Source organism: Burkholderia sp. AU38729 (genome assembly GCF_020419725.1).
GTDB lineage: Bacteria > Pseudomonadota > Gammaproteobacteria > Burkholderiales > Burkholderiaceae > Burkholderia.
Genome location: NZ_JAIZQO010000001.1, coordinates 698,411 through 719,442, shown reverse-complemented (window position 1 = coordinate 719,442; position 21,032 = coordinate 698,411). Strand labels below are relative to the sequence as shown.

Genomic DNA, 21,032 nt, shown 5'->3' with positions numbered 1-21,032 from the left:
TAGAATGCCGCCCATTCTTCCTTCAGGAACCATCGTGGACAGTTGCAGCACTCCGTTGCGTGCGCCGCTTGCCGCCTGAACGCCTGTCCGACGCAGTTCTCCTGCCCGGCTCGCGTTCCGCGAGCCGCACGCCACCCGTTTCACACTGAATGACGCATTCGCGCGGTACAGTACCGCGCGATGACGGCTATCTTCGTGTCGCCCTCGGCCTTGCGCCGCCGCGACGCGAAACGGCACGCGCTCCTTGCACGGCAGGACAACCATGACTTTCGATTTCGCACTCCGTCTTTTCACCGCGTTCGCCTGCGGCGTCGCCATCGGCATCGAGCGCCAGATGCGCCAGCGCACGGCCGGCCTGCGCACGATCACGCTCGTCGCGAGCGGCGCGTGCCTGTTCGTCACGCTCGGCGTGCTGACCGGCAACGGTGTCGCGGGCGTCACGCAGATCGCCGCCTACGTCGTGTCGGGCGTCGGCTTCCTCGGCGGCGGCGTGATCATGCGCGACAAGGGCTCGATCCAGGGCATCAACACCGCCGCGACGCTGTGGTGCTCGGCCGCCGTCGGCGTGCTGTCCGGTTCCGGTCATTACGTGCCGGCGCTCGCCGGCACCGGCGTCGTGCTGCTTACCAATACGCTGTTGCGCAGCGTCAGCCAGGCGATCAACGCGACGCCGGTATCGAACGCCGATCTCGTGCGCGAATACCAGATCACCGTGATCTGCCTGGCCTCCGACGAAGTGCACATCCGCACGCTGCTGTCGAACTCGATGTATGCGAAGCCGCTGTCGTTCCAGAGCCTCACGAGCGAGGACGTGCCCGACCAGCCGGACCGGCTGAAGGTCACCGCGACACTGAAGCTGCATCCAAAGGATCAGCAAAAGCTCGAGCAGATCGCGAGCCGGATGAGCATGGAGAAGAGCATTTCCAGCGTGAGCTGGACCGCGAAGGAAGCGGAGCCGATGATGGAGTGAGCGGCCTGGCGGCAGCTGCATATTGCGCTGCCGCCTTCACGCCCTGTCAGGGCGTCTCGATCAGCCCGGCCGAGATGGCCTTGACGACCGCCTGGACCTTGTTCGTCGCGCCCAGCTTCTCGAGGATGTTGTTGACGTGGAAGTTGACCGTCCGCTCCGAGATGCTGAGGATCTGGCCGATCTCGCACGCGGTCTTGCCCTCGGCCGTCCAGCACAGCACCTCGCGTTCGCGCGCGGTCAGCGTGACGCCCGCCGCCGGCGCCAGCTTCGGCACCATGAAGCGGCTCATCAGCGAATGCGACAGGTTCGCGAGCCAGTTGGTCTGCAACGTCAGCATGTTGATCTCGGCCGGCGTCAGCCGGTCGGCATGGCGGGCGATGCTCAGCAAGCCGAACGCACCGCGGGGCGCCCAGCTCGACTGCGCGACACCCACCGACAACCCGAAATCACGTGCGTCCTGCCACAGCGGGCACGGTTCGATCCGGTCGACGTCCGGCCAGACGATCATGTTGGTGCTGAGCGCGCCGTCGCGAACCGTCGAGTCGATCTCGATGTAGTTCTGCGCCTGGTAGTGCGCCATCCAGCCGTCCGGATAGGTATCGAAGATCGCGACCGCGGGCTTCGAAACGGGCAGCGGGACGCGAATGCCGTAACAGCAGTATTCGAATCCCAGCCGCTTGGAATAGGCGGCGATCCGCTGGAAGAGCTGCTGCTCGTCTTCCGCGGCGCTGAATTGTTGATAGGCATCCTGCCAGCGCAGTTCCATTCATTCTCCGACAACGTCACGCTGTCATACTTGTCAGGTTCCAGACCCGTTCGAGGCTGATACATTCCGCGCATGACTTCACCTTTGCTGCACTCGGTCCCCGGCCCGTCCCCGGACGGCTACGTACGCCTGTCAGAAAGCGCACTGGCCGTGCTTGCGCTCGACCATGTCGCAAGCGGCCTCGACGCATCGCTGCTCGAGGAATTGCGCGACAGCGCCATCGACGCGCGCCTCGCCGGCTACACCGAATGGCATCGCCCGGCCAGTGCCGGCGTCGCTTACGTGACGATCGGCTGGGACTGGTACCTCGAACGCGCGACGGGCGCGTTCGTGATCGCGGGCGGCGACGTCCGCAGCAACGTGATGGTCACCGACGCCACGGGCGCCGACATCGGCATGGTCCGCACGGCCGCCGCGCTCGCCGCACGGCTCGCGTGCATCGACTGGCCCGCCGCGGTCGCGTCGGCCCTGCTCGGACGCAACGACGCCTATCATGCCGGTCCGACGCTCCAGTGACAACTGGCTGCGCCTCTATTCCTCTGACAATTTCCGCCATGCTGGCGCTCTTTATAAGCAAAAGCGCCACGGTTTTCAATCCTGTTGATCAAGAAACCGTTACCACGTCCTAAACGGCGTCTTTCCGACGCGATCCTGTAAGAGTTACCAGTTACAGCCCCCTCGTGCTGCGCGATGTAATGCATGCATACAAAAGCACAGATCCGAGGACACCATGCGGACCTTCGTTCACGAGGAAGGGCGGTTGCCACACGAACTTGCGGCGGATCTAGGGCGCTATCGGCGCCGTGTGTTCGTCGAGCAGCTCGGCTGGGCACTCCCGTCAGCGAACGAAAGCTTCGAGCGCGACCAGTTCGATCGCGACGATACCGTGTACGTGTTCGCGCGGAACGCCGGCGGCGACATGTGCGGATGTGCGCGCCTGCTGCCGACGACGCGCCCGTATCTGCTGAAGTCGCTGTTCGCCGACCTGATCGCCGAAGACATGCCGCTGCCGCAATCGGCCGCCGTCTGGGAGTTGTCCCGGTTTGCGGCAACCGATGACGAAGGCGGGCCGGGCAATGCCGAATGGGCCGTGCGCCCGATGCTCGCAGCCGTCGTCGAATGCGCGGCGCAGCTTGGCGCGCGGCAGTTGATCGGCGTGACGTTCGCGAGCATGGAACGGCTGTTCCGCCGGATCGGCATACACGCGCACCGCGCAGGCCCGCCGAAGCAGGTTGACGGACGTCTGGTGGTCGCCTGTTGGATCGACATCGATCCGCAAACGTTTGCCGCACTAGGAATCGAGCCGGGGCAAGCCGCCCGGCAAGCCATCGCCGCCTGAACCGGAACGCGCGTTTCTGTCCGGGCGGTATCGTAACGAAGGAGAATCAACGTGGACCCGTCTCAGGTCTTTCGCGCGATGATGCCCGGGTTGACGAGCGCCAACGGCGCCCGCATCGCGGTCGCCTACCCGTCGTTTCCCCGGCCGCTGCCGCTCGTGCGGCTCGACCGCCGCGGGCTCGTGTTCCGTGCGGCCGGCGCCGCGCCGCTCGTCTGCGGGCTGCCGCGCGCGGCGACGCTGCTGGTCGCGGACGAGCCGCTCTGCTCGCTGCGCCTTGTGATCCGCGACATCGCGCCGGCCGGCGAAGGCCGGCATGACCTGACGATGCAGCCATCCGGCGCCGCCGGCGACGAATTGCTGTGGCACGCGTTGCGTGATCGCGAGCCCTACCGCCAGATTCAGCAGCCGCTTGCGCCCGTCGACGCGTCCGTCGCCACTGACGGCGACCCGCATGCGTCGGCCGGCGAAGCCGCGCCGCGCCCGTCGCGCAGCGCGGCCTTCCGGCTGCCGTGCCACAGCGACGCGCTGTTCTTTGCCGACTGGCTCGAATATCACTTCGACGAACTCCGTGCGCTGTCGCAACAGCATGGGCCGCAACTGCAGCTCAACCAGCTCGAGCGGCAGGTGGCCGACGACGAGGTCGGCGTACGCTTCGTCTACGACATCGATGGCCATGCGACGCGGCATGCGCTGACCGACTGCGCGCGCGAGGCCTGCGCATGGATCGAGACGGAGATGCGCGACAAGTATGCGTTACCGGTCGCGCAGGAGCGTTTCAGCGCGTTTGCGGCGCACGCGCGGGCAGGCGGCATGTGAGTGCGATGCAACACGAAGTTGTATCGATACAACTAGGGCTTGCCATGCCTCGGGTTTTCCCTTAAATTTACGTCTGTCTCCTCCATGTCTCCAAACATGGATTCAGCCCGCTCAATGTAGCGGGCTTTTTCTTGCCCGCGTGAATTACGGGGACAGATCATCTTCCTCCCCGCCTAACCTGCCTGGCGCACACTAGACGGCCACGGCCAGTAGTGGTGTACCGCAAATATCAGCGCCACCACCCCGATCACGACCAGCAGCAGGTACAACCAGCCCTTTTTGGTGGTGGGCAAATCAACCAGCGCACTCACGTCGCCCGTCAGGGCCGCCAGCGCGACCATGCCGAGTCCGACCAGCACCATCGTTCCCTTGGCCACCCATCCAAAGGCAATCTCCAACGCGCCCGCCCATCGCGACTGGCGATAAGGGCCGGTAACCGGCCGACGGAGATCGGGCTTACTCATTTGCGCCCTCTCGCCCGGGATCGGCACGTCGGCCCATCAATCGACAGACTGGCGCGAAAACAGGACGTCGAAGGTTGTCCTGACAAGCACCGGCTGCAATGGGGTGCGCGCATTTGATCGGGAGCGTCATGTTTTTTCTTTCACGAGACGAGGTTCGGCGGTTCGATTCGTTTGGCCGGAAGAAGCCCATATCGTTCGATACGATGGACCCACGCCGGAACGCGCGCCGTTCGTCACACGCAATCCGGATCGGCCGGCTTATCATTGACCGGCCCGCCACTCGCCCCCGAGGCCATCTTGCACGCCCATCTGCGCATTGCCCGCCCGGTCAGCAACCTCGCCCGTACCGAGCGCATGTATCGCGACGCTCTCGAGCTGTCCGTTCTTGCGCGCTTTGAAGATCACGACGGTTTTTCCGGCGTGATGCTCGGGCGCGACGGCCTCGACTATCACTTCGAATTCACGCACTGCCCCGACCACCCGATCGCGCCGTCACCGACGCCCGAAGACCTGATCGTGTTCTATCTGCCCGATCGGCCGGAATGGGAAGCTGCATGCGCGCGCGCCACGGAACATGGCTTCATGCCGGTGACGTCGTTCAATCCGTACTGGGAGATATCCGGGCAGACTTTCGAGGATGCCGACGGCTACCGGATCGTGCTGCAGAACGGCACGTGGCGCTGACAGGCGAACACGCGTGAATCGTTACGCGCCGGCCACGCCGGCGGCACGGGCGGCATACACGACGTGCCGACGCAGCGCGTGCCCGTCCGGCAACGCAGGATGGTCGAAATCACGCGCGGGCCGATGCTGCATGCCGAGCCGCTGCATCACGTGGCGTGATCGCAGGTTGGTGTCGGCCGTCCACGCGAAGATCTCGCCGAGCCCGATCCGGTCGAACCCGTCGGCCAATGCGGCGGCGGCGGCTTCGGCAACGTAGCCGCACCCCCAGGCGTGACGCGCCTGCCGCCACATGATCTCGACGCACGGCGCCATCGGATGCGTTGCACGCGCTTCGTGCGACAGGCCGCACACCCCGATCAGCATCGCGTCGGCACGGCGCTCGATGGCCCACGGGCCGAAACCGTGTGCATCGAAATGCGCGTCGAAGCGCGCGAGGACGTCGCTCGCCTCGTCAACGGACATCGGGCCGCGCGCGAGCCATGCGGTCACGTCTGGATCCTCATGCATCGCCGACAGCGCGCCCGCATCCGTCGGCCGCCAGCGACGCAGCGTCAAACGCTCGGTTTCGATCTTCGACGGTGTGGACATAGGGGCGATGGATCGTTCTGGCGACGTAACGCGAGCGCCGTCACAAACCTGAAAGCGGAACGGATGGGAGAAATGAAAATCGTCGCCTTTGTAGGCGACGATCCAGGGAACAGATGACGAGAAACGGGCGCCGGTGCGCCCGAGGCGGTTACTCGTTTTCCTCGAAGTAATGCCCAAACTTCGTCTGCTTCGTGCGGATATAACGCTCGTTTTCCTCGCGCACGGGCACCGCAAGCGCCACGCGTTCGCAAACCGGAATACCGTGCTTCGCGAGCGTGTCGAACTTCGCCGGGTTGTTGCTCATCAGCCGCACCGACGTCACGCCAAGGATCCGGAGAATCGCGGCAGCCGAGTCGTATTCGCGGGCATCGTCAGGCAGGCCGAGGTCGAGGTTCGCCTCGACGGTGTCGCGCCCCTGCTCCTGCAGCGCGTAAGCACGGATCTTGTTGCTCAGGCCGATCCCGCGCCCTTCATGGCCGCGCAGATACAGCAGCACGCCGCGGTCTTCCGCCGCGATGTAACGCAACGCGAGATCGAGCTGCTCGCCGCAGTCGCAGCGGTACGAGCCGAATACATCGCCGGTCAGGCACTCGGAATGAAGGCGCGTCAGCACGGACTGCTCGCCGGCGACGTCGCCCATCACGAGCGCGAGATGTTCGGCATCGCTGCCCGATACGCGGAAAGCGTACGACGTGAACGTACCGTAACGCGTGGGCAGCGACGCGGTAGCGACGAGCGTCACGCACTCGTCGGCCTGGCCATTGCCCGGCGTGGGCGATTGGGGACGCGAAGACATCATGAATTCAATCGAAACGTTCAGGAATGTAGGAATTGTGTGGATAGTGCGTGACCGGAGTTTACCGCTAATCTGGAATCGTCACGCGACTGCCGCCACCTGCGCGGCTATACTGGGCTCATCGGGTGACAAGCATCACACCCTGCCTGCCCAGCATCGACCTGCACACGGAGAAAGCGAATGAGTACGACTGTCGCGCAACTTCTCAAGGCCAAGCCGGATTCGGGCCGCACCATCTACACCGTCACGAAGAGCGACCTCGTCTACGACGCCATCAAGCTGATGGCCGAAAAAGGCATCGGCGCGCTACTGGTCGTGGACGGCGACGACATCGCGGGCATCGTCACCGAGCGCGACTACGCGCGCAAGGTGGTCCTGCAGGACCGCTCGTCGAAAGCCACCCGCGTCGAGGAAATCATGACGGCGAAGGTACGCTACGTCGAACCGTCGCAATCCACCGACGAGTGCATGGCGCTGATGACCGAGCACCGGATGCGCCACCTGCCCGTCCTCGACGGCGGCAAGCTGGTCGGCCTCATCTCGATCGGCGACCTCGTGAAGAGCGTGATTGCCGATCAGCAGTTCACGATCAGCCAGCTCGAACACTATATCCACGGCACGCCCGCGGTCACGTCCGCCTGACCCGCCCAGCAAAAAAGGCCCAAACGCGCGAGCGTCTGGGCGGAAAGCCGCCGGAATGCGGCGACGGAGGTTCTGCTCCTGCGGGCGAATGACGCGCACAACGGGTGCGCGTCTCGTCGATTAAGCGGTGCGCTCGGGCAGACCCGGGGACGTTCAGTTGCCGAAATAGACCGAGTTCACGGGATTCGGTGCTTCGCGCGTCATGCGACGGCCGGCTTGGCCCGCACCCGTCGCCACGGCACCGTAGCCGCTCGTATCGGCTTGCGCGAGCATCGGCTGGTTCGGTTGAATGCGTTGTTCAGCGGCCTGGATGTTGTCCGGATATTGCGAATCGCTCGCCAGCGGCTTGTAGCCGTTCTGTTCGAGTTGCACGAGTTCGGCCTTGACCTGGTCGCGGGTCAACCCCTGCTCGGACTGTGCAAACGATGCGATCGGGGTGGCAAGGACGGATGCGGCGATAGCTGCGTAGATGACCGACTTCATGATTTACCTCCGGTATGTGTTCTCTTTTGGTGTCGCCTCGGCAGGACTGTCTGAAGCGATTGAATCCAGTGTAGTGCTCGCCCATCCGAGGGGAAACCCTTAGTTTGAACATACAGCGTTGCGATTTTGACAAAAATCGCTGGCACATCCGGGACGATATCGCGGCAACTTGCTTCACTCGCACAACAATCGCTGACAAAATGCCGACAGCCGAATCACATATCCCGAAGGTTGTGTTGTAGAATCGTAAGGTTATATTCGTCAGTCGATCTTCCATCCACCATGTACGCGCTCACGCCCCTTTCGGTTTCGCCGTCCGGCCCGGCCGGCGTGCGCGCGCGCGCCGGTCATCCGGCGCATCCCCTCGCTCGACGCACGGCCCAGGCGCCGCTCGCCCCTGCCCGGCGCCTGATCTGACGGCTCGGTCTCCTCCCGGAGCCAGGTCAGACAGGCTCCGGGCGATCCCCATAGGCACGCCACGCCTGCCCTTGCCGATCATTTGGAGAACTGCCATGAAACAACGCCTTTACCAGTTGACCGAACTCGACGTTGCTCGCCTCGAGAAGCACGCCGAACACAACCCGCGCTTTCAGACGATGCTCGATACGCTTCTTGAGCGCGCCGACATCGTCCAGCCCGACGCCATCAAGGCGAACGTCGTCACGATGAACTCGCAGATCACGCTGCTCGACGAAGCGACCCAGGAACAGGCCACCTGGACGATTGTTTATCCGGATGCCGCCAATCTCGAGCTCGGCCGCCTGAACGTCTTCTCGCCCGTCGGCATGGCATTGCTGGGCACCCAGCGCGGCCAGATGGTCAAGGTGACGCAGCCGAGCGGCGCCGAAAAGCAGATGAAGGTCGCCGCGATCGTGTTCCAGCCCGAAGCCAACGGCGAATACACGCGCTGAGCCCCCCCCCTGCCGTCGGCACCGCGCCGTAGCGGTGCGCAACGAAAAAAGCGAGGCACAGGCCTCGCTTTTTTTGCGTCCGGACGACATGAATCGTCGACATCGCATTCCGCAGACGAAAAAAAGGCGCCCGAAGGCGCCTTTTTCGATGCTGCGTAGCGGGTTACCCCGCCGTCACGCTTAGAAGCGGTGACGCAGACCAACCGTTGCTGCGGTTTGGTTGATCGACGAGCTCGGCAGGTTGTCGCTGAAGTTGCTGCCGTTGTAGATCGACGCGCCGATGCCGTTCTTCGCTGCACGCTGGTACACAGCTTGTGCGTAGACGTCCGTGCGCTTCGACAGAGCGTAGTCAGCTTGCAGGCCGAACTGGTTCCAGTGCGTGCTGCCGTTGTTGATCTTCGCGTTCGTGTACGTGTAAGCAGCGCCCAGGCCGAGAGCCGGCGTCAGGTTGTACTTTGCGTTGACTTCGTAGTTGTCGGTGCGCAGCGTGCCGACGCCAACTGCGTTGTTGTCGAGGCGAGCTTGCGTCCATGCAGCGCCGACTTGTGCCGGGCCGAATGCGTAGCCAGCAGCAGCACCGTACGTGCGGACGCGGCCTTGGCTAGCGATGCCACCGATTGCCGACGACGTTGCGCCGTTTGCGTTCGTACCGTCACCCAGGTTCGCTTGCGAGTATGCACCCGCCAGCTTCAGGCCTTGGAACTGGTATGCAACGCCTGCGCTGTACGCACGGTTGTTACCGAAGTTCGTGTTGTTCGAGAACGAGTACGTGCCGCCGAATTGCAGGCCAGCGTAGTTAGCGCTCGTGAACTTGATCGTGTTGTTCTGAGCGACATCACCGTTCGTGCTCAGACGGTCGAGGTTCAGCGGGTGCGCGAAGTACGTGCCGCCCCACGAGCCCGTTGCCGTCAGCGGCGCCAGGTAGTCTTGCGTTGCGTCATACTGCTTACCCAGCGTGACCGTGCCGTACTGGCTCGACAGGCCGACGAAAGCTTGGCGGTTGAACATGCCGTTGCTGTTCGCGAACTTGCCGTTACCGATGTTGAAGCCGCTTTCCAACGTGAAGATTGCCTTCAGGCCGCCACCCAGGTCTTCCGAGCCACGCAGGCCGAAACGGCTCTGGTCAATGCCCGAACCCATCGCCCAACGCGACTTGCCAGCTTGGCCGAGTGCCGGCTGGACGTTGCTCGTGTAGGTGATGCCTGCGTCCAGCACGCCGTACAGCGTGACACTGCTTTGTGCGTGAGCGACGGTAGCAAACGATGCTGCAGCTGCTGCAACGATCAGAGTCTTGTTCATTCGTGGAGCTCCCTTCTAAAAAGAGGCAGGTCTCGCGACCTTGTTCATAAACGGTCTTCAACCGCCCGGGAGCGCCATCGATCCTGCTGGCCGCGCCCGGATAGTTGCCCGTTTGGGAACCGTGAGTTTAGGGGTGTACCCTAGGGGAGCGATCCGCAAATAAAGAAATAAGCTTTTCCAGAACTAGAAATAATGAAAGTGGGGACGAGTTATAAGTATTTGTTTTGACGTTTGTTTTTGACTTCTTGACGGGGGCTTTTTGGAGCCTTTCATCGCACCATTCTTACATGTCATCGTCTTGACGGTTGCATAGAAACAACAAACGGATTCGGCGCGACACCCCGAAATCGGTAAATTCTACCCAACTGGCTCTCGAATTTCTGGCTCCGGACACCTAAAACGCATCCGTCGGCCAGTAAACAGGGCACGACAGTCGTTCGGCGGGTCACATCCCCTGCACCCATCCATATAGAAAGGCCAGCTTCCACCTGCCGTGACACACGGTAACAGCGTTAACCGCTCGCGTAACCCGGCCGGCCGACTGGCAGGCTAATGTAAGGCAGCCTCGAATACAGAACAGGACACGCCATGAATCGACGCTCGTTGTTGCGCGCCATCGGATTGACTGCCGCCTTCGTCGGCACCGGCGGCTGGCTCCGCGCCGCCTCGGCCCAGCCGGCGCCGCCCGTGTACCGGCCGTCGGGCCCGAATCGCGTGCCCGGCGGCCCGCCCTATCCGGACCGCCCGGGCATCGCACCGCCGGCCGCCCGGCACGACCGCCGTCCGCCGCCGCCACGGCCGCACGGCTATATATGGACCGACGGCTACTGGCGCTGGCAGCGTGGCCGCTATATATGGGTGCCGGGGCGCTGGGTCGCACGGCGCCCCGGGCGTCGGTGGGTGCCCGGCTACTGGCGCCGCCAGGGACAGGTGTGGATCTACGTCGACGGTACGTGGCGATAGGCAGCCACCGGGCGCCCGGCCAGTAGCAGGCTCGGGGCAGGTGGCGCGAGCGAACCCGTGCCGCTCCGCCCCGACATCAACATCATGATGCCCGGCAGGCGCCCCCACGAATCCTGCCCCCTGGCCCAATGCCGGCGCGCAAACCGGGGAGATGCTTCCGGTCACGCAACCTCGACCATCGACGTTGCTCGCCGGTCTACCGCACACCATCCCGCCTCGACCGGACCCTGCCGCACTCTTCGTGCGCGATGCACAGAAAGACCGCCGTCTCGATCGCCCCGTACCTGCCCTTGTTAAACGGAGCATCGCCAGCGCATTGCCGCATACGGGACGAATGGAACGCACTGCAGCATCGGCGCCCTTGATCAAACCGACGAAATCATTTGGATAACGAACTCATGCAATGGCGATGCACCGGCAACTACGCCACGCCTCGTCGCATCGCCCCCGAACGCAGCACAACACCCAGCGACAAGGCGGCGCAAGCCCCCGCTCAGCGCCCGCCCCCTTCCATTTCCCGCGCACGACGTCGCGCAACGCAGATCGCGCGATGATGTTCGTCGGCCCACCGGATCATCGCCTGCATCGGCGTCAGGAACGAACGCCCGAGGTCGGTCAGCGCATATTCGACACGCGGCGGCACTTCGGCGTACAGCGTGCGACTGACGAAGCCGTCCTGCTCGAGCCGCTTGAGCGTGCGCGACAGCATCTGGTTCGACACATCGCCGATCGTACGGCCGAGTTCGTTGAAACGCATCGTCCCGCTGGACAACGCTTCGAGCACGAGCAGGCTCCACTGGTCGCCGATGCGGTCGAGCACATCGCGAATCGGGCATGGCTGATCGAGTTCGACGGATTCGTCGGCGGGCGGGAACGGCATGACTGGATTCTCTTTCACGGGCAACGCAGGGTCAGCGCGGTGTGACCTGTTCACACCGCGCTGACTTCTTGTGACGGGTTCGCGGCAACTGTACCATTCGATCGCCCCGACAGCCGCGCGGATTCGCCAGTTCAACGAAGCATGACGACGGCGCGCGGCCGTTACCGGCCCGTGTCGTCACGATACGGGCCGGGCGGAAAACCCCTCGCGGCGACAAGGCGCGTGCATCCGCAACCATGCGCCGCCGCCCGCTGATCGCCGCGGCAGGCTCGACCCGCGGTCGCTCTTCGCGCACCCACCCACGCTTCATCAGACAAGGAACCCGCTACATGTCATCGCTCCGCTCCCCCGTTCGCGCCGTTGCCGCGCTCGTCCTGCTGGCCGCGTCGACGGCCGCGCTGGCCGCCGGCCCGGCCACGCGCGACCTGGCCGCCGAGGAAGCCAACCGCCAGCTCGTGCTGACGTTCTACGACCGCTTCTTCAACAAGCACGAAGCCGTCGAAGCCGCCGCCGTCGTCGCGGACGACTACAAGCAGCACAACCCGCACGTGCCGGATGGCAAGAAGCCATTCGTGTCGTACTTCGTCGGCGCGTTCCAGAAGAACCCGGCATCGCGCGCGCGCATCGTGCGCAGCGCAACCGACGGCGACCTCGTCTACCTGCACGTGCATGCGACCGAGCGTCCGGGCGACCGCGGCGAAGCGGTCGTCGACATCTTCCGCGTCAAGGACGGCAAGATCGTCGAACACTGGGACGTGATCCAGCCGGTACCGGAAAAGTCCGCGAACGCGAACACGATGTTCTGACGCGCGCGGCCGGCACGTGGTGCGCCACGATGCGCAACCCCCGTCTAAGGACGATCGGCCGCCCGCCGGGCAAGCGCGCATGCCCCGCGGCGGCGAACTCCCCTACAATCGAGCTTCGCCGCCGTGCCGGCCTCCGTCCCGCATGACCGCACCGCCAGCCGCCGCGCCGCCGGCGCGCCATGGCAAGCGAAGCACGGCCGGCACGGGCGGCCGTTCGCGCAGACGGTGTCAACGATGAGCCCCGCCCATATTTCCCTCAGCAATGCCGGCGACCTGGTCGCCAGCCTCGGCAGTCCGCAGTTTCCCGCCCGGCTCTGGGCATGGCTGCGCGAAACCGTCGATCCGCACTCCCATTACAGCGTCGCGACGCGCTACCGCCGCGATGCGCCGTCGCAGTCGGTCGACAGTGTCGACGTGCTGTTCTTCGCGGGCGGCGACGATCCCGACGGCACGCGCCACGCGCTCGATCTCTATACCCAGGGCGACTGGCGCACCGACACGCTCCTCCCGCATATCGAGCGCGCCACCGATTCGCAGCTCGTGTTCTCGTGCAACGAAGACATCGATACGGCAACCGAATACGGCCGCCATTTCGCGCTCGGCGATCTCGGCGAAGACTGCACGCTGCTCGGCAGCGAGCGCGACTATGTCTATGCGTTCTCGTTGTTCCGCCGGCGCGGCCAGCCGTCCTATACGCTGGCCGAGCTGGCGCTGCTGCGGCAGCTCGGCGATTTCGTGCTGCCGCTCCTGATCCAGCATGCCCGGCTCGCCCGCCTGACGCCGCGCTCGGACGACGGCGCGTTGCTGCAGCGGTTCGAACAGCGCCTGTCGGCCAGCAGCGCGGTGCTGTCGCAGCGCGAACGGCTCGTGTGCCGCGCGGTGCTGCAAGGCCAGCCTGTCCCGCAGATTGCCGATACCCTCGCGCTCAAGCCCAGCAGCGTACGCACCTATCTCGGGCGCGCGCTCGCGAAGCTCGGTGTGGCGAACCGGGCCGGGCTGTTCGCGTGGTGCGTGACCGAAGAGGAACCGCCGGGGGACCGCGGTCAATAGCTGACACCTCCGCATCGCTGCACGCCCGCTCGCCCCCGCCTTCTTTGTCGCGCTTTGTCCTCAAAACGATGACAGACAACCGGCCGCCCCGCTCCTAGTATCTGACTCACCCGACGACCGGAACGCGTCGGATATCACGGAGACACGGCATGCCGAATACCGGATGGACGCCGGCCCACGCGGCCGCGCGCGCGTCGCCCATCGATCCGCCGATTCAGACCTGGCGGCGTGATCGGCATGACGCTCCGGCAGCGGCCGGCCTTCACGGCGACGCATCGCCGCGCCCGCCGCGCAACACCGGCACCTAGCCGCCCCGCATCTCATTCCAACCCGACCGGGTTCACGCGACCGGACGAGCCAGACGGCCCGCCCGCCGGACACGTGCGCCCGTCGAATCTTCCCCCATCCGGAGGAGACACATGCAACACGCCGATACCGTCTATCTGAACGGCCTGCTTTACACGGGCGACGCGCAGCGCCGCTTCGCTCAGGCGCTGGCCACCCAGGACGGCAAGATCGTCGCCGTCGGCCGCGACGACGACATCCGCCCGCTGGCCGGCCCGGCGACGCGCGTCGTCGACCTGGCCGGCAGGCTGATGCTGCCGGGCCTCATCGACGGCCACGTGCACCCGCTCGAAGGCCACCAGATCCTCGGTGACTTCGACCTGTCCGGCATCAACGATCCCGACACGATCCTGCAGCGCATTCGCGCATGCGCCGATGCGACGCCGAACGAACCGTGGGTCTATCTCGGCGGCGCCAACCTGGCCGCATTCGGCGCGTATCCGACCCGCGAGCTGCTCGACCGGATCGTGCCCGACCGGCCGCTGCTCGTGGTCGGCTTCGACGTGCACAGCGGCTGCCTCAACACGAAAGGGCTCGAAGCGGCCGGCATTCACGCCGATACGCCGGACCCGGCCGGCGGCGTGTACGAGCGCGACGCGTCCGGCGCGCCGAACGGCGTCGTGCACGAAGCGGCGTTCTACCGCGTGTGCCCGCTCATTCCGCAACTGAGCCCGGCCGGCTACCCGAAGTCGCTCGCGAAAGCGCACGCGATGGCGCACGGTTACGGCCTCACCGGCTGGTTCGACGCGCGCGTCGAGGAGGCCGAACTCAAGGCGTATGCCGACGCGCAGCGCTCGGGCGCGCTGAGGGTGTACATGAGCGCGGGCCTCTATGCGAACCCGCGCCGCGATCCGCGCGAGCAGATCGAGCGCTTCGCCAGATGGCGTCGCGAATACGAATGCGACAACCTGCGCCTGCATACGGTGAAGATCTTCGTCGATGGCGTGCCCGAATCGAAGACGGCCGCGCTGCTCGAGCCGTACGCCGGCACCGACGACTGCGGCCTCGCGCTGTGGAGCCAGGACGCGCTGAACGAGATCTGCCTGCTCGCGGATACGGCCGGCTTCGACCTGCACTTCCACACGCTCGCCGACCGCGCGGTGCGCATGACGCTCGACGCGCTCGAATACGTCCAGATCCGCAACGGTATGCGCGACCGGCGCGCGCAGCTCGCGCACCTGCAGCTCGTCGATCCGGCCGACATGAGCCGCTTCAACCGGCTCGGCGCGATCGCCAGCGTGCAGACGCTGTGGACGGCCGCCCGCGAGGAGCAGCAGCAGCTCTATCGCGACCTGCTCGGCGCCGAGCGCACCGCGCGCAACTATCCGTTCCGCAGCCTGCGCAACGCGGGCGCGATGCTCGCGGCCGGCTCCGACTGGTCGGTCAGCACGATGGACCCGATGCAGATCATCCAGACGGGCGTCACGCACCTGCTGATCGACCAGCCCGACAGCCCGCCGTGGAATCCGCACGAACGCCTCGACCTGCTCACGATGCTCGAGGCCTATACGGTGAACACCGCGTATGCGCTGCGCTTCGACGACTGCACGGGTTCGCTCGAAGCGGGCAAGGACGCGAGCTTCGCGATCCTCGACCGCAATCCGTTCGCGCACCCGGTCGAGACGTTCGCGCAAACCCGTGTGATCGAGACGTGCTTCCGCGGCGAAGTCGTGTATGCCGCGCCGGGCTGGGCCGACTGAAGCACGCAATCGGCGTCAGGCGACGGCCAGCGCCAGCACCTGCTCGGTCGTCAGCACGTCGCCGAACGTGTCCGACAGCGCGGCCAGCGTCGCGCGATGGAGGTCCCGGTGCGATACCGTGCCGCCCTCCGCGAGGTCGAGGTCGCGCGTCGCGCATGCGTCGTCGACGACGATCACCGCGTAGCCGAGCGGCACCGCATCGCGTGCCGCGCCGGCGACGCATGCATGCGTCATCAGCCCCGTGACGATCAGCGTGTCGACACCGGCCGCCTTCAGGCGCGCATCGATGTCCGTCGTCGGGAACACGCTCACCGACGTCTTCTTCACCACCGTGTGATGCGCCGCCGGCTGCAGGTTCGCGTGAAAGCGGAAGCCGTCGCTGCCGTCGGCGAAGATCGGGCCGTCGGCCGCATCGACGTGCTGCACGTGAAACACCGGCATGCCCGCGCGGTCGGCGAACGCGATCACGCGCTGCGCGTTGCCCAGCGCGCGCGGCCCCTCCGGAATCGGCAGGCGGCCGCTGAAATATTCATTCTGGAAATCGATCACCAGCAGCGCGGTGCGGGCGGCGGCGATCGATGTCGGCGCGCTCGCGCCCGCCAGGGTACGGATGGTCGGATGTTGCATGGGTCGCTCTCTCGGTTGGCATGTCGAAGGAACGGCGCGCCGGGCCAGCCGGCGCCGCCGGACGCGGCCCGGATGCTCCCGGGACGCGAGGCGCCAGTGTCGGGCCGCGCGGCCTGGCGCGACAGCGGTGCGCGGGACAACGTCCGACAGGATCGGGCCAACGTGCAAACCGCCTACGACAGCGCGGCTGTTCGCGCACCCGGCTGCGTGCGGCCATACGCAACCATCATCGCGAAGCTGAGCAGGAAGCCCGCGCCACCGATCAGCAGCAGGCCGGTCTCGCCGAACACCGGCAGCAGGTTCGTGAGCGCGCCCGTCACGACCCACGCAACGGCCATCACCGAGCCCGCGACGCCGAGCGCCCAGCCTTGCCGGTCCTCGCTGACCGCGTCGGAGAACGCCGTATACATCGTCGTGTACGCGACCATGTCGAAGCAGCCGACGACCATCGCGAGCGCCCACAGCACCGGCTCGTGCGGGAACAGCGCGGACAGGACCTGGCCGACGCCCGCGACGAGCAGGCCCGTCTTCGCGATGTCGACCACGCGCCACACGCGCAGCATCCGCCGCACGACGAACAGCAGCCCGAACACGAAGCAGAGCCCGATCACGCCGCTGAACAGCCCGAGCCGCGCGCCCGTGTAGCCGAATCTCGCCTGCAGCAGCAGCATGATAGTCTGCAGGTAGAGCCCATAGCCGACCTGCATCAGGAAGAACACCACCGACAGGAACGCGACGTTGCGCTGGCGCACGGCCTCCCCGATGATCCGCAGCGGCAGCAGCGGATCGATGCGCGTGTCGCCGCGCGGTGCGGCCGAGTCGCGATACGACGCCCAGGTCCAGCACGCGCAGGCCAGCGACAGCGCGGCGACCAGCACGAACGGCGTGCCGTAGTCGAACAGCGGCGAAATCGTGCGATCGGACGTCACGCCGCCGAGCACGGGGCCGACGATCACGCCCGCGCTGAACGCGAGCGACATGATGCTCATGTTGTATGCCTTGTTCTCCGGCGTGCTCAGGTCGGTGATCGCCGCCTGCGCGATGCCCTGGCAGCCGGCCAGCAGCCCGGTGAGCCCGCGGCCCGCCAGCAGCAGCGCGACGCTCGCGTGCCACGCGCCGGCCGCCATCATCGCGTAGCCGGCCGAGAGGCCGAGCACGCACAGCAGCAGGATCCTGCGCCGGCCGTAACGATCGGACAGGTCGCCCATCAGCGACGAGCCGAAGAACATGCACAACGGGTAGATCCCGTAGCCGAGACCGAGGTAGAAATTGCGCGCATGCGCGCCGGCGTCGGCCGGCAGGATGCCCGCGTGCGGATCGCTGAAGATCGCGGACATCATCGGATAGACGAGCCCGAAGCCCATCGCGTCGATCGCGATGGCGAGCAGGCAGGGGCCGAGCAACGTGTAGTCGAGCCGGGACATGGCGACCTTCCGGACAGAGTGGATGATCGCCCAAGCGTAACGATGGGGCGGCGGCCGCGGTAGGCCGCCGCCCGTGATGCTAAGCATCGGCAGGACCGCTACCCTGCCCACCGCCCGCGCCGATGGCTCGCCGGCGCGGGCGGCAGGCCACGGTCGCTACTTGACGCTCAACGGCTCGCCCTGGAACTGCCGGCGCCCGAGCACGCACGGCGCGCCGTCGTGCATGAACACGCTCGCGAGCAGCCCGAACGACGCCGCGAACAACACGTACCATGCGGGCGCGACGGGCGACCCGCTCGCGTGCGTCAGCCACGTGACGATGAACGGCGCGAAGCCGCCGAACACCATCACCGCGACGTTGTACGCGAGTGCGATGCCCGTGGAGCGCGAACGCGTCGCGAACTGCTCGGCGAGCGTGGTCGGCGCGGGCCCGTAGCAGATGCCGATGATCGTGCAGATCACGAGCTGCATCACGAGCAGGCGCCCGATGCCCGGCGCGGCAGCCAGCCACGTGAACAGCGGATACGTGACCGTCAGCAGCGCCAGCGAACCGGCGATCAGCACGGGACGCCGGCCGATGTGGTCGGACACGAGCGCCGCGAACGGGATCGTCACCGTCAGCAGCGCAACCGCCACCATCTGCACCTTGAAGACCTGGTCGAGCGGCAGCCCGAAGGTCTTGTGCACGAACGTCGGCATGTTGACGAGCATCACGTAGAACACGGCCGTGCCGGTGATCGTCTGCCCCATCGACACCAGCACGCCGCGCAGGTTGTCGCGCAGCACGCCCGACACGCTCGCCGGCGGCTCGACGGTCGACTTGCTCGCGGCGACGAACGCCTCGGTCTCCTCCATGTGCCGGCGGATCCACAGGCCGACCGGCCCGATCAGCAGCCCGAGCGCGAACGGCACGCGCCAGCCCCAGCTATGCAGCGCCGCGTCCGACAGCGACTGCGTGGCCCACGCGCCCATCGCGGCGCCCGAGAACACCGCGAGACACTGGCCGATCAGTTGCCACGATCCGTACAGGCCGCGCCGGTTCTCCGGCGCGCTTTCCACGAGAAACGCGGTCGCGCTCGCGTACTCGCCGCCCGTCGCGAAGCCCTGCAGCAACCGCGCGACGACGATCAGGATCGGCGCTGCCGGGCCGATCACGGCGTACGACGGCGCGAACGTGATCAGCGCGATCGACAGCGTCATCAGGAAGATGATGAGCTGCATCGCGGCCTTGCGGCCCTTGCGGTCCGCATAGAGCCCGAGCAGGATGCCGCCCACCGGGCGCATGAAGAAGCCGACGCCGAAGGTCGCGAGCGACATCAGCAGCGACGCGTACTGGCTCTCGGCGGGAAAGAACAGCCGCGCGATGATGCCGGAGAAGAAACCGTAAACGATGAAGTCGTACCACTCGAGGGTGTTGCCAACGACAGCGGCCACCACCTGCCGATGCCGCGAGTTCCGACGTGAGTCGCGCATGCTTGTCTCTCCTGCAGTCTCATGGCGCCGCGCCGCATGTGCGCCGTGTTGCTTGGCACGCATGGGCGAACCGGGTGTTCGTATCGCCGGCCGGCAAGGCGCGGGCACGGACCCGCACCATCGGAACCTCGCGGCCTGCCCGTACGACCAGCGTGAAACGATCATAGGGACGCCGAAAACCCGCATCAATTAACGCCCGCGGCGGATGATTAGCCGGAGATTAAATGTTGCCGCGCCGGGCGCCGCCACGCGGAAACCCCGGAAATCCGCGCATTGTTGCAGCCCCTGTTCTGCGGCAGAATCGACGGCCGCCCTTCCCGTCGCCCGGACCATGCGCAACCGCATCAACGAAGAGATCACGTTCCGCAAGCTCGAGGTGCTGCTCGCCTTCATGGAAGCCGGCAGCCTCGCGAAGGCCGCCGAGGCGCTGGGCGTGAGCACGGTCAGCGTGCACCGCGCGTTGCACACGCTCGAGGAAGGGATGCACTGCGCGCTGTTTCGCCACGAGGGGCGGAACCTGATTCCGACCGACGCCGCGCAGGTGCTCGCCGAAGTCGCGGGCGAAGTGCTCAAGACGATGACGGACGGGATCCGCTCGACACGCGAGGCGGCCGGCTACGGCGCCGGCCAGTTGAAGATCGGTTCGCTCTACTCGCTGACGATCCGCACCGTGCCCGAAGTCGTGATCGCGTTGAAGGAGCGCCGCCCCGAGCTGCAGGCCGAGCTCGTGCTCGGCTCGAATGCCGACCTGCTCGACAAGCTCCGGCAAGGCGCGATCGACGCAACGCTGATGGCGCTGCCCGAACCGGACGCCGAGATCGAATCGATCGCGCTGTTCGAGGACGAGATGTTCTTCGCCGCGCCGGTCGACTCGCCGTACGCGCGGCACGATGCCATCGATCTGTGCTCGTGCGGCGACGCGCCGTTCGTGTCGCTCGGCGCAGGCTTCGCGACGCATCATGGCTTCACGGAAGCGTTTCGTTCGGCCGGCGTCGCGCCCAACGTCGTGATGCGGGTGGGCGACATCTTCTCGCTGATCAATCTCGTGTCGGGCGGCGTCGGCTGCTCGCTGCTGCCCGGGCGCGTGCGCGACCTGTTCGCGCACAAGATCGCGCTCGTGCCGCTCGCCGGGCCGACGATCCGCCAGACGATCGGGCTGAGCTTCCTGCACCGGCGCGAACGCGACCCGAACCTGCTTGCGCTGGCAACCGTGTGCCGGCTGACGGTCAAGGGGCCGAACACGCGGTAACGCGCGGATCGCCCAGCCGGAAACGCGCCTTCTCCGTTCCGCTTCGCATTCCGGCATCGTCGCGCCCCGGCGCACCCACTCGCCCGCCACGCCACGACGAAGCGCGCGAGGTCATCCGTTTGGACGGCACGCCGCGCGCGCTTTGTTGCGATCATGACCGTCAATCATCGCGCGGCACATCTACGTGTGTCCGCCACGGAGACGCCATGAACGATCCCATGCTCGGCCCCATCGACCAGATCGGCTACGTGGTCGCGGATCTCGACCGCAGCATCGCGCGCTGGTGCGAACGCCATGACGTCGGGCCGTGGACCGTATTCCGCAACGTGCGCCTCGACGGCTTCCATCTCGGCGAACCCGTCGCGGTCACGATGGACGTCGGGCTTGCGTATCGCGGCGATCTGCAGATCGAACTGATTCACGTGACGAACGACACGGCGTCGCCGTACCGCGACGCGCACGGGCAGCCGCTCGTCGGGCCGCATCACGTCGCGTGGGTCGTCGACGATCTCGATGCCGCGCTCGCGCAGCTCACGGCCCGCGGCCTGCGTGTCGTGTTCGACGCGCGCAACCCGGCTACGCGCGTCGCCTATCTCGACGATGCCGACGATCCCGGCGTACGCGTCGAAGTGATCGAAGGCGCCGGCATGCGCGACACGATCGCGCGCGGCATCGCCGAGGCCCGCGCATGGGACGGCGCCGATCCGGTTCGCATCATCGACGCGCCGGCCACCTCCGCATAAGCGGCCCCGCGCGT

At 66.2% G+C, this 21,032-nt stretch carries 23 protein-coding genes; 13 read left to right on the top strand and 10 right to left on the bottom strand.

Annotated elements, in window-relative coordinates; genetic code table 11:
- The first annotated feature begins 262 nt into the window (after positions 1 to 262).
- Complete coding sequence (locus LGM56_RS03170; RefSeq protein ID WP_011354660.1) at positions 263 to 970, top strand: MgtC/SapB family protein; 708 nt, start codon at positions 263 to 265, stop codon at positions 968 to 970.
- A 46-nt stretch (positions 971 to 1,016) separates the two neighbouring features.
- On the opposite strand, the gene LGM56_RS03165 is transcribed toward LGM56_RS03170, so the two are convergent.
- Entirely contained in the window at positions 1,017 to 1,736 is a 720-nt protein-coding gene (locus LGM56_RS03165; protein WP_089496629.1) for an autoinducer binding domain-containing protein, read from the bottom strand.
- 72 nt (positions 1,737 to 1,808) lie between these two features.
- Between LGM56_RS03165 and LGM56_RS03160 the strand changes: the two genes are divergently transcribed.
- From LGM56_RS03160 to LGM56_RS03150, 3 genes are all read left to right on the top strand, one after another.
- Complete coding sequence (locus LGM56_RS03160; RefSeq protein ID WP_089496628.1) at positions 1,809 to 2,252, top strand: DUF4902 domain-containing protein; 444 nt, start codon at positions 1,809 to 1,811, stop codon at positions 2,250 to 2,252.
- Between the two features lie 214 nt (positions 2,253 to 2,466).
- A complete protein-coding gene (locus LGM56_RS03155; protein WP_027789397.1) occupies positions 2,467 to 3,075 on the top strand; it encodes an acyl-homoserine-lactone synthase in 609 nt (202 codons plus the stop codon).
- Between the two features lie 51 nt (positions 3,076 to 3,126).
- Positions 3,127 to 3,891 (top strand): hypothetical protein, encoded by a 765-nt coding sequence (locus LGM56_RS03150; protein ID WP_179254884.1) that lies wholly within the window; start codon positions 3,127 to 3,129, stop codon positions 3,889 to 3,891.
- Positions 3,892 to 4,064: 173 nt separating this feature from the next.
- On the opposite strand, the gene LGM56_RS03145 is transcribed toward LGM56_RS03150, so the two are convergent.
- Positions 4,065 to 4,355, bottom strand: coding sequence for a hypothetical protein (locus LGM56_RS03145; protein ID WP_226202772.1), 291 nt, complete (start codon positions 4,353 to 4,355; stop codon positions 4,065 to 4,067).
- A 297-nt stretch (positions 4,356 to 4,652) separates the two neighbouring features.
- Between LGM56_RS03145 and LGM56_RS03140 the strand changes: the two genes are divergently transcribed.
- On the top strand, positions 4,653 to 5,039 hold the full coding sequence (locus LGM56_RS03140; protein ID WP_089427154.1) for a VOC family protein: 387 nt from the start codon (positions 4,653 to 4,655) through the stop codon (positions 5,037 to 5,039).
- Positions 5,040 to 5,060: 21 nt separating this feature from the next.
- Here the strand turns inward: LGM56_RS03140 and LGM56_RS03135 are convergent, their stop codons facing one another.
- Entirely contained in the window at positions 5,061 to 5,627 is a 567-nt protein-coding gene (locus LGM56_RS03135) for a GNAT family N-acetyltransferase (RefSeq protein ID WP_226202771.1), read from the bottom strand.
- A 148-nt stretch (positions 5,628 to 5,775) separates the two neighbouring features.
- Positions 5,776 to 6,426, bottom strand: a complete 651-nt coding sequence (ribA, locus tag LGM56_RS03130) for a GTP cyclohydrolase II (RefSeq protein WP_069260282.1) — start codon at positions 6,424 to 6,426, stop codon at positions 5,776 to 5,778.
- Between the two features lie 177 nt (positions 6,427 to 6,603).
- On the opposite strand from ribA, the gene LGM56_RS03125 reads away from it, so the two are divergent.
- The gene (locus tag LGM56_RS03125; RefSeq protein WP_069252006.1) at positions 6,604 to 7,065 is read left to right on the top strand and encodes a CBS domain-containing protein; all 462 of its coding nucleotides are present in this window, start codon (positions 6,604 to 6,606) and stop codon (positions 7,063 to 7,065) included.
- Between the two features lie 153 nt (positions 7,066 to 7,218).
- On the opposite strand, the gene LGM56_RS03120 is transcribed toward LGM56_RS03125, so the two are convergent.
- On the bottom strand, positions 7,219 to 7,548 hold the full coding sequence (locus tag LGM56_RS03120) for a DUF4148 domain-containing protein (protein WP_089496625.1): 330 nt from the start codon (positions 7,546 to 7,548) through the stop codon (positions 7,219 to 7,221).
- A gap of 512 nt (positions 7,549 to 8,060) precedes the next feature.
- Between LGM56_RS03120 and LGM56_RS03115 the strand changes: the two genes are divergently transcribed.
- Positions 8,061 to 8,459 carry a GreA/GreB family elongation factor gene (locus LGM56_RS03115; protein ID WP_059239999.1) on the top strand — a complete coding sequence of 133 codons (399 nt, stop codon included), beginning with the start codon at positions 8,061 to 8,063 and terminating at the stop codon, positions 8,457 to 8,459.
- Between the two features lie 180 nt (positions 8,460 to 8,639).
- On the opposite strand, the gene LGM56_RS03110 is transcribed toward LGM56_RS03115, so the two are convergent.
- Positions 8,640 to 9,758 (bottom strand): porin, encoded by a 1,119-nt coding sequence (locus LGM56_RS03110; protein ID WP_089442094.1) that lies wholly within the window; start codon positions 9,756 to 9,758, stop codon positions 8,640 to 8,642.
- A gap of 588 nt (positions 9,759 to 10,346) precedes the next feature.
- On the opposite strand from LGM56_RS03110, the gene LGM56_RS03105 reads away from it, so the two are divergent.
- Entirely contained in the window at positions 10,347 to 10,721 is a 375-nt protein-coding gene (locus tag LGM56_RS03105; protein WP_089496623.1) for a YXWGXW repeat-containing protein, read from the top strand.
- A 493-nt stretch (positions 10,722 to 11,214) separates the two neighbouring features.
- Here LGM56_RS03105 and LGM56_RS03100 read toward each other — a convergent pair whose 3' ends face one another.
- Positions 11,215 to 11,601 carry a winged helix-turn-helix transcriptional regulator gene (locus LGM56_RS03100; protein ID WP_089496622.1) on the bottom strand — a complete coding sequence of 129 codons (387 nt, stop codon included), beginning with the start codon at positions 11,599 to 11,601 and terminating at the stop codon, positions 11,215 to 11,217.
- Positions 11,602 to 11,930: 329 nt separating this feature from the next.
- Here LGM56_RS03100 and LGM56_RS03095 point away from each other — a divergent pair, with 329 nt between their 5' ends.
- From LGM56_RS03095 to LGM56_RS03085, 3 genes are all read left to right on the top strand, one after another.
- Entirely contained in the window at positions 11,931 to 12,407 is a 477-nt protein-coding gene (locus LGM56_RS03095; protein WP_011354627.1) for a nuclear transport factor 2 family protein, read from the top strand.
- A gap of 234 nt (positions 12,408 to 12,641) precedes the next feature.
- The gene (locus tag LGM56_RS03090) at positions 12,642 to 13,457 is read left to right on the top strand and encodes a helix-turn-helix transcriptional regulator (protein WP_226202769.1); all 816 of its coding nucleotides are present in this window, start codon (positions 12,642 to 12,644) and stop codon (positions 13,455 to 13,457) included.
- Between the two features lie 419 nt (positions 13,458 to 13,876).
- Complete coding sequence (locus tag LGM56_RS03085; protein WP_226202767.1) at positions 13,877 to 15,502, top strand: amidohydrolase; 1,626 nt, start codon at positions 13,877 to 13,879, stop codon at positions 15,500 to 15,502.
- Between the two features lie 15 nt (positions 15,503 to 15,517).
- Here LGM56_RS03085 and LGM56_RS03080 read toward each other — a convergent pair whose 3' ends face one another.
- The 3 genes from LGM56_RS03080 to LGM56_RS03070 all read right to left on the bottom strand — a co-directional run bounded on the left by LGM56_RS03080 (position 15,518) and on the right by LGM56_RS03070 (position 19,026).
- Positions 15,518 to 16,129: a cysteine hydrolase family protein gene (locus tag LGM56_RS03080; RefSeq protein WP_226202765.1), complete on the bottom strand. Its 612-nt coding sequence runs from the start codon at positions 16,127 to 16,129 to the stop codon at positions 15,518 to 15,520.
- A 173-nt stretch (positions 16,130 to 16,302) separates the two neighbouring features.
- Positions 16,303 to 17,553, bottom strand: coding sequence for an MFS transporter (locus LGM56_RS03075; RefSeq protein WP_226202762.1), 1,251 nt, complete (start codon positions 17,551 to 17,553; stop codon positions 16,303 to 16,305).
- Positions 17,554 to 17,709: 156 nt separating this feature from the next.
- Complete coding sequence (locus LGM56_RS03070; RefSeq protein ID WP_226202761.1) at positions 17,710 to 19,026, bottom strand: MFS transporter; 1,317 nt, start codon at positions 19,024 to 19,026, stop codon at positions 17,710 to 17,712.
- 331 nt (positions 19,027 to 19,357) lie between these two features.
- On the opposite strand from LGM56_RS03070, the gene LGM56_RS03065 reads away from it, so the two are divergent.
- Positions 19,358 to 20,275 carry a LysR family transcriptional regulator gene (locus tag LGM56_RS03065; RefSeq protein WP_226202759.1) on the top strand — a complete coding sequence of 306 codons (918 nt, stop codon included), beginning with the start codon at positions 19,358 to 19,360 and terminating at the stop codon, positions 20,273 to 20,275.
- A 206-nt stretch (positions 20,276 to 20,481) separates the two neighbouring features.
- The gene (locus LGM56_RS03060) at positions 20,482 to 21,018 is read left to right on the top strand and encodes a VOC family protein (RefSeq protein ID WP_226202757.1); all 537 of its coding nucleotides are present in this window, start codon (positions 20,482 to 20,484) and stop codon (positions 21,016 to 21,018) included.
- The last annotated feature ends 14 nt before the right edge of the window (positions 21,019 to 21,032 follow it).